This is a genomic window from Kineococcus gypseus, from assembly GCF_050871305.1.
Classification (GTDB): domain Bacteria; phylum Actinomycetota; class Actinomycetes; order Actinomycetales; family Kineococcaceae; genus Kineococcus; species Kineococcus gypseus.
In genome coordinates, this window is sequence record NZ_JBJLRD010000002.1 from 21157 (window position 1) to 34391 (window position 13235).

General features: G+C 78.0%; 12 protein-coding genes. 7 read left to right on the forward strand and 5 right to left on the reverse strand.

Going from position 1 to position 13235, the window contains the following annotated elements; genetic code table 11:
- The first annotated feature begins 58 nt into the window (after positions 1–58).
- From rsmI to ACRYMN_RS00775, 3 genes are all read left to right on the forward strand, one after another.
- On the forward strand, positions 59–931 hold the full coding sequence (rsmI, locus tag ACRYMN_RS00765) for a 16S rRNA (cytidine(1402)-2'-O)-methyltransferase (protein ID WP_432490955.1): 873 nt from the start codon (positions 59–61) through the stop codon (positions 929–931).
- Between the two features lie 103 nt (positions 932–1034).
- Complete coding sequence (locus ACRYMN_RS00770; protein WP_432490957.1) at positions 1035–2213, forward strand: acyltransferase family protein; 1179 nt, start codon at positions 1035–1037, stop codon at positions 2211–2213.
- Positions 2210–4921 carry a glycosyltransferase family 2 protein gene (locus ACRYMN_RS00775; RefSeq protein ID WP_432490959.1) on the forward strand — a complete coding sequence of 904 codons (2712 nt, stop codon included), beginning with the start codon at positions 2210–2212 and terminating at the stop codon, positions 4919–4921. Before ACRYMN_RS00770 ends, ACRYMN_RS00775 begins: the two co-directional genes overlap by 4 nt.
- 97 nt (positions 4922–5018) lie before the next feature.
- Here the strand turns inward: ACRYMN_RS00775 and ACRYMN_RS00780 are convergent, their stop codons facing one another.
- Together ACRYMN_RS00780 and ACRYMN_RS00785 are read right to left on the reverse strand one after the other, a co-directional pair.
- Positions 5019–6677, reverse strand: coding sequence for a solute symporter family protein (locus tag ACRYMN_RS00780; RefSeq protein ID WP_432490961.1), 1659 nt, complete (start codon positions 6675–6677; stop codon positions 5019–5021).
- Positions 6674–6979 carry a DUF485 domain-containing protein gene (locus ACRYMN_RS00785; RefSeq protein WP_432491158.1) on the reverse strand — a complete coding sequence of 102 codons (306 nt, stop codon included), beginning with the start codon at positions 6977–6979 and terminating at the stop codon, positions 6674–6676. The genes ACRYMN_RS00780 and ACRYMN_RS00785 overlap by 4 nt, the downstream gene beginning before the upstream one ends.
- Positions 6980–7296: 317 nt before the next feature.
- On the opposite strand from ACRYMN_RS00785, the gene ACRYMN_RS00790 reads away from it, so the two are divergent.
- Positions 7297–8520 carry an amidohydrolase gene (locus ACRYMN_RS00790; protein ID WP_432490963.1) on the forward strand — a complete coding sequence of 408 codons (1224 nt, stop codon included), beginning with the start codon at positions 7297–7299 and terminating at the stop codon, positions 8518–8520.
- Between the two features lie 122 nt (positions 8521–8642).
- Positions 8643–9587, forward strand: coding sequence for a diacylglycerol/lipid kinase family protein (locus ACRYMN_RS00795; protein WP_432490965.1), 945 nt, complete (start codon positions 8643–8645; stop codon positions 9585–9587).
- 6 nt (positions 9588–9593) lie between these two features.
- Here the strand turns inward: ACRYMN_RS00795 and ACRYMN_RS00800 are convergent, their stop codons facing one another.
- Positions 9594–10199, reverse strand: coding sequence for a DUF7711 family protein (locus ACRYMN_RS00800; RefSeq protein WP_432490967.1), 606 nt, complete (start codon positions 10197–10199; stop codon positions 9594–9596).
- A gap of 121 nt (positions 10200–10320) precedes the next feature.
- Between ACRYMN_RS00800 and ACRYMN_RS00805 the strand changes: the two genes are divergently transcribed.
- The gene (locus ACRYMN_RS00805; protein WP_432490969.1) at positions 10321–10824 is read left to right on the forward strand and encodes an OsmC family protein; all 504 of its coding nucleotides are present in this window, start codon (positions 10321–10323) and stop codon (positions 10822–10824) included.
- Positions 10825–10902: 78 nt separating this feature from the next.
- Here the strand turns inward: ACRYMN_RS00805 and ACRYMN_RS00810 are convergent, their stop codons facing one another.
- Positions 10903–11988: an aldose epimerase family protein gene (locus tag ACRYMN_RS00810; protein ID WP_432490971.1), complete on the reverse strand. Its 1086-nt coding sequence runs from the start codon at positions 11986–11988 to the stop codon at positions 10903–10905.
- Positions 11989–12022: 34 nt separating this feature from the next.
- The gene (locus ACRYMN_RS00815) at positions 12023–12691 is read right to left on the reverse strand and encodes a uracil-DNA glycosylase (protein WP_432491160.1); all 669 of its coding nucleotides are present in this window, start codon (positions 12689–12691) and stop codon (positions 12023–12025) included.
- A 226-nt stretch (positions 12692–12917) separates the two neighbouring features.
- Between ACRYMN_RS00815 and ACRYMN_RS00820 the strand changes: the two genes are divergently transcribed.
- Positions 12918–13217 carry a DUF3263 domain-containing protein gene (locus ACRYMN_RS00820; RefSeq protein ID WP_432491162.1) on the forward strand — a complete coding sequence of 100 codons (300 nt, stop codon included), beginning with the start codon at positions 12918–12920 and terminating at the stop codon, positions 13215–13217.
- Positions 13218–13235: the final 18 nt, after the last annotated feature.

Below are 13235 nucleotides of genomic sequence, written 5' to 3' on the forward strand. Positions count from 1 at the left end.
GGCACTGAGGAACCTTACCCCGCGGCCGAGCCCGGTCCCTGGGGCATCATCGGACCCCGTGAGCGCACCCGAGCACGCCGTCCCCGCCGGTGCCCTGGTGGTCGCCGCCACCCCGATCGGCAACCCGCGGGACGCCTCGGCGCGCCTGGTGGAGCTGCTCGGCAGCGCCGACGTGGTGGCCGCGGAGGACACCCGACGGCTGCACCGGCTGTGCCAGGCGCTGGGCGTGGCCCCCCGCGGCAGGGTCGTCAGCTGCTACGAGCACAACGAGGAGGCCCGCGTCGAGGAGCTGACCGACGCGGTCGCGGCCGGCTCGACGGTCGTGCTCGTCTCCGACGCGGGCATGCCCGCCGTCTCCGACCCCGGCTACCGGCTCGTGCGCGCCTGCGCGGGGCGGGGCCTGCGCGTCACGGTGCTGCCGGGCCCGTCGGCGGTGCTCAGCGCCCTGGCCGTCTCCGGCCTGCCCACCGATCGCTTCACCTTCGAGGGGTTCCCGCCGCGCAAGGCGGGCGAGCGGGCCCGGGCGCTGGCCGGGCTGCGCGAGGAGCGCCGCACCATGGTCTTCTTCGAGTCCCCGCACCGCACCGCCGGCACGCTGGCGGCCATGGCCGAGGCCTTCGGCGGCGAGCGCCCCGCGGCGCTGTGCCGGGAGCTGACGAAGACGTACGAGGAGGTGCGCCGCGGCGACCTGGCCTCGCTGGCGGAGAGCACCGCGGGCGAGGACGTGCGCGGGGAGGTCTGCCTCGTCGTCGCCGGCCGGCCTGAGCGGCAGCTGGGCGAGGAGGACGTCGAGCGCGCCGTCACGGAGGTGCTCGGCCTCGTCGCCGGCGGCGAGCGGCTCAAGGCCGCGGCCGCGGACGTCTCGGCCCGCACCGGCCTGAGCAAGAAGCTGCTGTACGACCGGGCCGTGGCCGCCGGCGACCCGCGCTGATCCGGGGTTGGGCGGGTCCCCTGGACAGCGGTAGCGTTGCGCACTCCGGGTAGCGATGGCGCTGCGCTCCGACACCACCGCCCGACGACCTGGAGGACACCGCGTGCCGCGATCCGCGACCGTCCGCTCGCTGCCCGCCCTCCTGCGCCCCGACCCGCGCCGCGACCCGGTGGTCGAGACCCTGCGCGGTCTGGCGTGCGTGCTGCTCGTGCTCTTCCACGTGCGCGGTGACGGCCCCGACGCGGGCCTGCGCCTGGACGCCTCGAACCCGTGGTCGTACGCGGTCGACTCGCTGACGTACCTGCGGATGCCGCTGTTCACGTTCCTCTCCGGCGTCGTCCACGCCCGCCGCCCGCTGTCCGGCCCGCTGGGCGCCTTCGCCCGCGGCAAGGCGCGCCGGCTGCTCGTGCCGGTGCTCGTCGTCGGCACCGCCTTCGCGCTCAGCCGCCGCCTGGGCGGCGACACGAGCGACGGGCCCTGGTACCTGTGGCACCTCCACCCCGTGGCGCACTTCTGGTTCCTGGAGTCGGTGTTCTGGGTCTTCCTGCTCGTGGCCGTCCTGGAGCGCCTGCACCTGCTGGACCGGCTCGGCGGGGCCCTCGCCGCGGTGGTGCTCGCCGGCCTGGCCGAGGTGCTCGTGCCCAGCCCCGGCAACGTGCTGGGGTGGCGCACCGCCGTGTACCTGCTGCCGTTCTTCCTCGCGGGCCTGGCCGCCCAGCGCTTCGGCTGGCGCTCGGCGCCGCGCCCGGCGCACGTCCTCGCCGTCGTCCTCGCGCTCGCCCTGACCGCCACCACCCAGCTCGGGCTGCTCGGCGTCGTGGAGCGGGTGCCGCCGCGCGGGGACCCGCTCGCCGTCGCGCTGGGCGTGCTCGCCTGCCTGTCGCTGCTGCTGGTGCCCTGGCGGGTGGGACCGCTCGTGGTGCTCGGCGGCTTCTCCTTCACCGTCTACACCACCCACGTCTTCGCCACCGCGGGCACCCGCACGGTGCTCGAGCGCCTGGGCGTGGGCTCGGTGACCGTGCACGTGGTCCTGGGCACGCTCGCCGGGCTGGCCTTCGGCGTCCTGGTGGAGCTGCTCGCCCGCCGCGACGCCTGGAGCGCGGCCCTGCTGCTGGGCCGGCGCTGGCCACCGCTGCACCGGGCCTCGCGCACCGGTGGCGCGGAGGTCGTCGTGCTGCCCCCGGACACCCCCGCGCACACCACCGCGAGCACCCCCGCGAGCACCACCGCGCGGTCCGGTGCCCGCGGTGGTGCCGCCCGACCCGCCCGGCCCGCGCCGTGAGGGCCGGGCGCCTGGCCCGCGCCGCCGCGCAGCAGGCCGTCGCCGCCGTGCGGCGCCCGGCCGGCCTGGACCGCTACCGCCCCCCGGGCGCGCGCCGGCGCTACCACCGCCTCGCCGTCGCCGACGTCGACCTGGACGCCGGCACCGCCGTCCTGCGCGCGCCCATCACCGCCCCGGAGGGCGAGCCGGAGGGCGTGCACGCCCTGGTGCGCCTGCACGGCGTGCCGGTCGGCGACCTCACCGTCCCCGGCGACCCCGCGGTCGTGCTGCCCGCGCTGCCCGCGCGCGCCGCCCGCGCGCTGGAGCGCGAGGTGCTCGAGCACCTGCTGCTCGACGCGCTGGAGACCCCCGGCGGGGTGCGGCGCGCGCTGCGCGAGGGCCTGCACCGCGTGGAGCACCCCGTCCGGCCCGTGGACACCTCCGTCGTCACGGTGGCCGTGTGCACCCGCGACCGGCCCGAGGACCTGCGGCGCTGCCTGGAGGCGGTCGGGCGGCTGCGCACGCCCGTCGCCGAGGTCCTCGTCGTCGACAACGCCTCGCGCGGGGACGGCACCCGCCGCGTCGCGCTCGAGCACGGCGCGCGGTACGTGCGCGAGCCGCGCGCCGGGCTGGACTGGGCGCGCAACCGCGCGCTGCTCGAGGCGAGGACCCCCGTGGTCGCCTTCGCCGACGACGACGTGCTCGTCGACCCCGGCTGGGCCGAGGGCGTCGCGCGCGCCTTCGAGGACGAGCCCGGCGCCGTCGTCGTCACGGGGCTGGTGGCCCCGGCGGAGCTGTCCACCCCCGCGCAGGTGATGTTCGAGGCGATCGGCGGCTTCGGGCGCGGCTACCGGCGCCGGTGGTTCTCCGTGGCCGTGGACGCCGGGCAGGTCGCCGCCCGCCGGTACCCGGGCACCGGCGAGGCCGGCACCGGCGCGAGCACCGCGGTGCGCCGGGAGGAAGTGCTCGCCCTGGGCGGGTTCGACACCGCCCTGGACGTGGGCACCGCCACCGGCGGCGGCGGCGACCTGGAGGCGTACTTCCGGGTCCTGGCCGCGGGCGGGCTGGTCGTCTACGAACCTGGCGCGCTGGTGCTGCACCGGCACCGCACCACCCACGAGCAGCTGCGCACCCAGCTGCGCGGCAACGGCACCGGCTCGTACAGCGTCCTGACCGGCGCCGGGCGGGGCTACGGCGCCGTGCAGGCGGCCGACCTGGCCCTCTTCGGCACGGCCTGGTTCGCGCGCCACCACACCCGCGCCCACGTGCGCAGCCTGCTGTGGCCGCAGCTGTACCCGCCGGACCTGATCGCGGCGGACACCCGCGGCGCGCTCGACGCGGTGCTGGGCGGCTACTACCGGCGCGCGCGGGCGCAGGCGGCCCGGCAGGACCTGCTGCACCCGGGCGAACCCGCCGCGCCCGCACCGGTGCGCCGGCGCGCCGGCCCGCGCGCGCCCCGCACCGCCGACCCCGTCGTCGAGGTCGACGTGCTCGACCCCGCCGCGGCGGTGCTGCCGGCGCCGGGTGCTCCCGCGACGCCGCGGGTGCGGGTGCGCGTCCTGCGCGGCGGGCGGCCGCAGTCGGTGTTCACGGTGCACACCGGCGGCGCCGGGCTCTCGCGCGCCCGCCTGGCCCGCGAGCTCGTCGCCCACCTGGGCCCGGCGCTGCTGGTGCCGGGCACCTCCTGGCAGGAGCTGGCCGCGGCCCCCGCCGGCGGCGCGCACCCGCTGCGCGACGCGCTGGGGGCCGCCGCGGCGCGGGCGCCCGAGCGGCTGGGGGAGGAGGTGCGCGTCAGCGTGCTCATGGCCACCCGCGACCGCCCCGGCCCGCTGCGGCGCAGCCTGCAGGCGCTGCTGGCCGGCACCGACCGGCCCCTGCAGGTCGTCCTCGTCGACAACTCCGCCGACCCCGCCGCGACGCTGCGCGCCACCGCCGGCCTGCCCGGCGTGCAGGTGGTGCACGAGCCGTGGCCGGGGCTCTCGCCCGCCCGCAACGCGGGCCTGCCGCACCTGGGCGGCGACGTCGTCGTCCTCGTCGACGACGACGTCGAGACCGCCGAGGGCTGGCTGGAGGAGCTGCTGGCGCCCTTCGCCGACCCCGCCGTCGGCGCCGTCACGGGCGCCGTGCTGCCCGCCAACGCGCACCTGCTGGAGCCGCAGGTGTTCGAGGACTACGGCGGGCTGGGCCGCGGGCCGCACCGGCGCACCTACGACCGCGCGTGGCTGCTCTCCGGCCGCCGGGCCGCGCCGACGTGGTGGATCGGGGCCACCGCCAACGCCGCGGTGCGCCGCGAGGTGCTCTCGGGGGTCGGCCCCTTCGACGAGGTGCTCGGCCCGGGCCGGCCCTCGGGGGTGGGGGAGGACACCGACTACTTCTACCGCGTGCTGCGCGCCGGGTGGACGATCGCCTACCAGCCCACCGCGGTGGTGCTGCACCACCACCGCGAGGACCGCGCCTCGCTGCTGCGCCAGCTGCGCGCGTACTCCAGCGGCCACGTCTCGTACCACCTGCAGGTCGCCGCGCGGCACGGCGACCCGCGCGGGCTGGCGCGCATCGCCCTGGAGCTGCCCGCCCACCAGGCGCGCCGGGCCGTGCACGTGCTGCGCCGCCTGGACGACCACCCCGCGGACGCGCTGGCCGTCGAGGCGCGCGGGACCCTGGAGGGCCCGGTGGCGTGGTGGCGCTCGCGCGCGCAGCTGCGCCGCTCCGGGCGCCCCGTGCCCGAGTAGGCGCCGCACGCGCGACGGCCCCCGCGGAGCGCGTCCGCGGGGGCCGTCGTGGTGGGTGGTGCCGGGTGGTGCGTCGAGCCGGGTGGTGCGTCCGGCGTCAGTGCTGCACGGCCTTCTCCGCGCCGGCGCCCGTCAGGGAGCGCACCTCCATCTCGGCGGCGCGCTTCTCGTTGCCGGTCTCCCGGCCGGTGACCGACCCGAGCCAGCCCAGGAAGAACGCCAGCGGGATCGTCACCAGGCCCGGGTTCTCCAGGGGGAACCAGGAGAAGTCGACGCCGGTGTCGGTGATCATCGACAGGCTCGCCCCGGTGACCGGGTCCACCTTGCCGGAGACGACGGGGGAGAAGGTGATGAGCACCAGGCAGGAGATCAGCCCGCCGTAGGTGCTCCACAGCGCACCGCGGGTGGTGAACCCCCGCCAGAACAGCGAGTACAGGATCGTCGGCAGGTTCGCGCTGGCGGCCACCGCGAACGCCAGCGCCACGAGGAACGCCACGTTCTGGCCGTTGGCGAAGATGCCGCCGACGATGGCGACGGCGCCGATGACGACGATCGTGATGCGCGCCACGCGCACCTCGGCGTTGGGCTCGACCTCGCCCTTCTTGATGACGCTGGCGTAGATGTCGTGCGCGAAGGAGGCGCTGGCGGTGATGGCCAGGCCGGCGACGACGGCGAGGATCGTGGCGAACGCCACGGCCGCGATGATCCCCAGCAGGATGGTGCCGCCGAGCTCGTAGGCCAGCAGCGGGGCGGCGGAGTTCGCCCGGCCGGGAGCGGCGCGGATCGCGTCCGGCCCGACGAGGGCCGCTGCGCCGTAGCCGATGACGAGCGTGAACAGGTAGAAGACCCCGATGATCCAGATGGCCCACACGACGCTGCGGCGGGCCTCCTTGGAGCTCGGCACCGTGTAGAAGCGCATGAGCACGTGCGGCAGGCCCGCGGTGCCCAGCACCAGCGCCAGCGCCAGCGACAGGAAGTTCAGCTTCGAGACCTCGCTGACGCCGTACTGCGCGCCGGGCCCGAGCAGCGCCTCACCGGCGGAACCGGGCGCGCTGACCGCCGCGCCCAGCACCTCGGAGAGGTTGAACCCGTAGCGGCCCAGCACCCACACCGTCATCACGCCGGCGCCCACCACGAGCAGGCACGCCTTGATGATCTGCACCCAGGTGGTGCCCTTCATGCCGCCGACGAGGACGTAGAGCACCATCAGGGCGCCCACGACGGCGATGACGACGTTCTGCCCGGCGCGCGAGTCGATGCCGAGGAGCAGGGCCACCAGGCCACCGGCGCCGGCCATCTGCGCCAGCAGGTAGAAGAACGACACCGCCAGCGTGGAGATGGCCGCCGCGGTGCGCACCGGCCGCTCGCGCAGCCGGAAGCTGAGGACGTCCGCCATGGTGAACCGGCCGGTGTTGCGCAGCAGCTCGGCGACCAGCAGCAGGGCCACCAGCCAGGCGACGAGGAACCCGATGGAGTACAGGAACCCGTCGTAGCCGTAGATGGCGATGGCCCCGGCGATGCCCAGGAAGCTGGCCGCGGAGAGGTAGTCGCCGGCGATGGCCACGCCGTTCTGCGGACCGGTGAACCCGCGCCCGCCGGCGTAGAAGTCCGCCGCGGAGCGGTTGTTGCGGCTGGCCTTGATGACGACCGCCAGCGTGACGACGACGAAGGCGCCGAAGATGGCGATGTTGACCGCGGGGTTGCCGATGTCGGTGGTCGGGGCGGCCGCGGCGGGCAGGGCGGCGGGCAGGCTCACCGGGCACCACCACCCGCGCGGCCCTCGACGCGCTCGCGCAGCTCCTCGGCCGCCGGGTCGAAGTTCTTGTTCGCCCACCGCACGTACAGGGTGGTGATGGCGAACGTGGAGACGAACTGCCCCAGGCCGAAGAGCAGCCCGACCGTGATGTTGCTGTCCCCGAGGCGGGTGCCCATGAAGCCCGGCGCGTAGTCGGCGAGCAGCACGTACGTCGCGTACCAGACCAGGAACAGCCCCGACAGGGGCAGCACGAAGCGGCGGAACCTGCGCCGCAGCGCCTGGAACTCGGGGGAGTCGCGCACCTCCTCGTACGGGGTGCGGGCGGTGCCCGCGCCCGCGGCGCTCGCGCCGCTGCGGCTCGCACCGCTCGGCGGGCCGCTGGAGCCGTGGTCCGTCGTGCTCACCAGAACCTCCTCGTCCTCCCCGGGCCGTCGCGCCCGGGCGTGAGGGTGGTCACGCTAGCGTTCCGCGGGCTCGCGGCGCTGCAGGAACACCCGACCGGTTCCCGGGAAGGCGCACCACCCCTTCCGGAAGGCGGCGTCCGGTCCCTGACCGGCCCCGTCCGGACCCTGCCGGACCCGCGTCGCCCGCGCCCCGCGCCACCGGCCACACTGCCCGCGTGGACACCCCTGCACCGCGCGACGTCGCGGTCGTCGGAGGCGCCGTGCTGCGCCTGACCCCCGGGTGGGCCGGTGAGCGCGAGCGCGCCACCGTGCTCCTGCGCGACGGGCGCGTGGCCGCCGTCGGCCCCGACCTGCCCGTGCCGGCCGGCGCGGACGTGCTCGACGCGACCGGCTGCCTCGTGCTGCCCGGCTTCGTCGAGCCGCACACGCACCTGGGCGTGCACGCCGAGGGGGAGGGCTGGCACGGCGCCGACGTCAACGAGAAGGGCGCCCCGCGCGGGGCCCGGCTGCGCGCCCTGGACGGCGTCGACCCCGCCGACGCCGGCTTCGCCGACGCGCTGTCGGTGGGCGTGACCACCGCCGTCGTCCTGCCCGGCTCGGCCAACGTCGTCGGCGGGCAGACCGCGGCGCTGAAGACGTGGGGCGCCACGGTGGACGAGATGCTCGTGCGCGCCCCCGTGGGCGTGAAGAGCGCCCTGGGGGAGAACCCCAAGAAGAACGGCGGGCCCACCACGAGGATGGGCGTGGCCGCGGCCCTGCGCGACGGCTTCGCCGCCGCCCGCCGCCACGCCGCCCGGCGCGAGCGCGCCCTGGCCGCCGGGGAGCCGTGGGACGAGCCCGTCGGCGACGAGCGCGACGCGGAGGTGCTCGCGCGCGTCCTCGCCGGGGAGCTCGTCTGGCAGCAGCACGCGCACCGCGCCGACGACATCGCCACCGCGGTGCGCCTGGCCACCGAGTTCGGCTACCGCCTCGTGCTCAACCACGCCACCGAGGGGCACCTGGTGGCGCACGTGCTCGCCGCGCACGGCGTGCCCGCCGTCGTCGGCCCGCTGCTGACCTCGCGCTCCAAGCCGGAGCTGCGCCACCGCACCCCGGCCGTCGCCGGGGTCCTCGCCCGCGCCGGCGTCGCGGTCTCCCTGACCACCGACCACCCCGTCGTGCCGGTGCAGCACCTGCTGCTGTCGGCGGCGCTGGCGGTGCGCGAGGGCCTCGACCCCGACGAGGCGCTGCGGGCGCTGACCGTGAACCCGGCGCGCGCGCTGGGGCTGGACGACCGCGTCGGCTCGCTGGCGCCCGGCCTCGACGGCGACGTCGTCGTGTGGTCCGGCGAACCGCTCGAGGCGGCCTCGCGCGCCCTGCACGTGCTCGTGCGCGGCCGGCGGGTCTACCGCTGGGCCGACGGGCGCGGCCTGGTGGCCGACCCGCGCCCCGCGCCCTGACGCCACCCGCGCGGCGTCGTCGGGGCGGCGCCGTCGGGGCGGCGCCGTCGGGGTGACCTCGCGCACCCCGGGCACGCGCGGCGGCGGGCGCGCGTTGGGCGGGCGTGGGAGGGCAGCGGGAGGTGGAGCGGACCGGGGCGCCGCAGGGACCGGGGGACCCCGGCGGCGAGCGCGTCGGGGGCGTGCTGGCCGTGGTCAACGCCGCCGCCGGCTCGGCGAGCGCGGCGACCGTCGACGCGGTCGTGGGCGAGCTGGGCCGCGGGGCGGACGTGGAGCTGCGGCGCACCCGCGACCTGGACGACCTGCGCGAGGCGCTGCTGTCGGCGGACGGCCGCCGCCTGGTGCTGGTCGGCGGGGACGGCACCCTGCACGCGGCCCTGCAGCTGCTGCACGACGCGGGCGCCGCGCGCTCGGTGGGGCCGCTGGGCGTGGTGCCCCTGGGCACCGGCAACGACCTGGCCCGCTCGCTGGGCCTGCCGCTGGACCCCGTGGCCGCCGCCCGCGTCGCCCTGAGCGGCCGCCCGCGCGACCTGGAGCTGCTGGTCGACGGGCACGGGCGCACCACCGTCAACACCGTGCACGCCGGCATCGGCGCTTCCGCGACCGCCAAGGCCCAGCGGCTCAAGGGGGTGCTGGGCGCCGCCGCGTACCCCGTGGGCGCGCTGTGGGCCGGCGTCGGCGCCGGGCGCGGCTTCCGGCTGCGGGTGGAGGTCGACGGGCGCGTCGTCGCCTCGGGGGAGCGCCCGCTGCTCGTCGTCGGCATCGGCATCGGCGGCACCATCGGCGGCGGTGCGCGCCTGGTGCCCGGCGCCTCCCCGCACGACGGGGTCGCCGACGTGGTCGTCTCCACCTCCACCGGGCCGCTGGCGCGCGCCGGCTTCGCCGCCGGGCTGCGCCGCGGGGTGCACGTGGAGCGCCAGGACGTCAGCCTCAGCAGCGGCCGGATCGTGGAGATCACCGCCCTGGAGGGCACCTTCCGGCTCAACTCCGACGGCGAGGTGCACCCCCCGCAGCGCCGCGAGCGCTTCGAGATGCACGCCGACGCCTGGCGGGCGGTCTGCCCCTGACGCCGCTCAGCCCGCCCCGGCGTCGAGCAGCTCCAGCTGCCCGGCCACGGCGGCGGCCAGGGCGTCGGCGCGCGCCACCGGCGAGCCCGGGTCCCAGCGGTGCGCGGCGTAGTCGGCGCTGGTGCGGCGCACCGCGGCCAGGCTGGCGGCCAGCTCCTGCGCCAGGTGCTCGCGCAGCCGCTGCGGCGACGGCGGCGCCGGCCGCAGCCGCTCGCCCTCCCCGTCGGCCAGCGCCCGCAGGACGGGCGCCGCGGTGCCGGCCTCCAGGCTCCACAGCAGCACCGGCGCGGTGACGGCGTGGTTCCACACCGGCTGCCCGGCGGGGCGGAAGACCAGGCGCACCGGCCGCTTGGCCAGGCCGGAGGCGGCCAGCCACTGCCCGCCGCCGGGCGGGGTGGTGCCCCAGGCGCACTCCTCGGGCCCGACCGCGCACACCAGGGCGACGTTCACCCCGCCGTCGTCGGGCACCTCCTCGGCCGGCGGGCCCAGCAGGGGCCCCCACAGCCAGGCCTCCACCACCCGCAGCCGCACGATGCCCGCCGGCTGCGCCGCCACGTGCGCGCAGCGCTCGGCCACCTGCTCGGCGGTGCGCACCGCCGTCGTCCACCTCACCGCGCCAGTCTCCCCTGCGCACGGCCCCCGCCCGCGCCCGCGCCCCCACCCGCCGTCCCGCCCGCGACCGCCGCCCCGCCGTGGTTTCGGGGCGGGCGCCGGCGGGGCCTAAGGTGCCCCGGTGGACGCGACCGAGCTCCGGGCCCTGCAGAAGCCCCTGAAGGACAAGTACCGCGAGGAGCCCTCCGCGGCCCTCGTGCCCGCCCGCGCCGTGGCGGTGCTGGACGGGCAGTCGATCGGCGTCTCCGTCGACGGCTTCGCCGGCACCACCCGCGCCGGCCTGCACCCGGCCGCCGGCGGCGACGGCACCGAGGCCTGCTCGGCGGACATGCTCTGCGAGGCCGTCGCGGCCTGCGCCGGGGTCACGCTGCGCAGCGTGGCCACCGCGATGGGCGTGGAGCTGCGCGGGGCCAGCGTGACCGCCGAGGCCACCTGGGACGCGCGCGGCACGCTCGGCGTGGACCGCTCGGTGCCCGTGGGCATCACCGACGTCACCGTCACCTTCGACTTCACCTCCGACGCCGACGAGGCCACCGAGGCGAAGATGGTCGCCCTCGCCGAGCGCTACTGCGTCATCGCGCAGACCCTGCAGCACCCGCCGACGGTCACCGTCCGGCGCGCCTGAGCCCGCCGCGCCCGAGCCCGCCGCGCCCGAGCCCGCCGCGCCCGGGATCGCCGCGCCCGGGACCGCCGGGCGCGGCGCTCAGGCGCTGAAGGCGAAGGTCGTGGTCGTGGCGAAGACCCCGCCCGGGCGCAGGACCGCCTCGCCCAGCCCGCCGCCGGTGAAGGCCGGGCGGTTGACGGCGTCCGGCAGCAGCTGCGTCTCCAGGCACAGCGCGTCGCCCTGGCGCACCGGCCGCCCGTCCGGCGTGCGCCAGGAGCCGTCGAGGAAGTTGCCGGTGTACAGCTGCACCCCCGGCGCGTCCGTGCGCAGCTGCATGCGCCGGCCGCTGCGCGGGCCGGCCAGCTCGCCCACCACGCGCTCGCCGGTGCCCGCCCCGTCCAGCACCAGGCAGTGGTCGTAGCCGCCGGCGAGCAGCAGCTGCTCGTCGGCCTCGCGCAGGCGCTCGCCGACGCGGGTGGCGCTGCGGAAGTCGAAGGGCGTGCCGCTGACGTCGCGCAGCTCGCCGGTGGGCACGAGGTGCTCGTCCACCGGCAGGTAGCGCGAGGCCGCCAGGCGCAGCACGTGGTCCTCCACGGTGCCGGTGCCGTCCAGGGCGAAGTAGGCGTGGCTGGTCAGGTTCACCGGCGTGGGCGCGGTGGTGGTGGCGCGGTGCTCCAGGCGCAGGCGCACCCCGTCGCCGTCCTCGGCGAGCGTGTACGTGACCTGCGCGGTCAGCTCCCCGGGGAAGCCCATGTCGCCGTCGAGGCTGCGCAGCGTCAGGCGCACCGCCGGCCCCTCGGCGCCGGGAACCTCCTCGGCCCGCCAGACGCGCCGGTCGAAGCCCTCCTCGCCGCCGTGCAGGGCGTTGGGCCCGTCGTTGAGCGGCACCCGGTGCTCCACGCCGTCGACGCTGAAGCGCCCGCCGGCGATGCGGTTGGCCACCCGCCCGACGACCGCCCCGGGGTAGCCCTCGGCGCGCTCGCGGGCGGCGACGTCGGGCAGCGCCACGACGACGTCGCCGAGCGCACCGGCGGCGTCCGGCACCCGCAGGCGGTGCAGCACGGCGCCGAACGTGAGCACCTGCGCGCTCGCCCCGGAGGGCAGGCGCAGCTCCCAGCACTCCACGGGCTCCCCGCGGCGGGTGCGGCCGAACGGCGTGCTGGTGGCGGTGCCCGGTGCGCTCACGGCAGCATCGTGCCGTGCCCGCCCGGCCCGGCCGTCAGCGGGGCCCGGGGTCCAGGTGCCAGTCGACGCCCTCGCCGCCGGCCTCGCGCAGCAGGGCGTCGACGCGGCTGAAGGGGCGCGAGCCGAAGAAGCCCCGCGAGGCGGACAGCGGGCTGGGGTGCACCCCGGTGACGGTGGGCACCCCCTCCAGCAGCGGCTGCACCGACTGCGCGTCGCGGCCCCACAGCAGCGCCACGAGCGGCCCGCCGCGCGCGGCCAGGGCGCGCACGGCCGCGTCGGTGACCGCCTGCCAGCCCAGGCGGCGGTGCGAGCCGGCGTCGCCGGCGCGCACGGTCAGCGCCCTGTTGAGCAGCAGCACCCCCGAGCGCGTCCACGCCGTCAGGTCGCCGTGGGCGGGCGGGACCACGCCGGTGTCCTCGCGCAGCTCGCGGTAGACGTTGACCAGGCTGCGCGGCAGCGGGCGCACGTGCGGCTCCACGGCGAAGGCCAGCCCGATCGGGTGACCGGGCGTGGGGTAGGGGTCCTGCCCCACCAGCAGCACGCGCACCTCGTCGAAGGGCTGGCGGAAGGCGCGCAGCACCAGGTCCGGGCGCGGCAGCCACGGGCCCGGCTCGGCGGCCAGCCGCGCCGAGACCTGCGACAGCTGCCCGCGCACGGGCGCCAGGGCGCGCGCCCAGCCCTCCTCGAGGTCGTCCAGCCCCAGCCCGGCCGGGTCGTCGCCGGTGCCCGCGGGCCCCAGCGGCAGCGCCTGCTGGGCGGGCTCGGGCGGCGGTGCGGGGGACGCGTCGTCGGGCACGCGGCGACGCTAGCGCCGGGCGGGCGCGCCCGCGCGCCGCGACGGGCCGGTGTCGGGGGCGCCTCCTACAGTGGGTGGCGTGCTGGGAGAGGGACGGGTCGCAGGCGGGCCGCAGGCGCAGGACGGCGCCGCGGTGCGCGCGGAGGTCGCCGACGGCGGCGAGGCGCAGGGCGGGCGGGTCGCCGCGCTGAGCCCGCGCGACGCCGAGGTCCTCGCCTTCGAGCGGCGCTGGTGGCGCTACGCCGGCGCCAAGGACCAGGCGGTGCGCGAGCTGTTCGACCTCTCGCCCACGCGCTACTACCAGGTGCTCAACGCCCTCATCGACACCCCCGAGGCGCTCGCGCACGACCCGGTGCTCGTCAAGCGGCTGCGACGCATGCGCTCCAGCCGGCAGCGCGCCCGCTCCGCGCGCCGCCTGGGCGTGCAGCCCTGAGCGGCCGGGCGGCGCGCC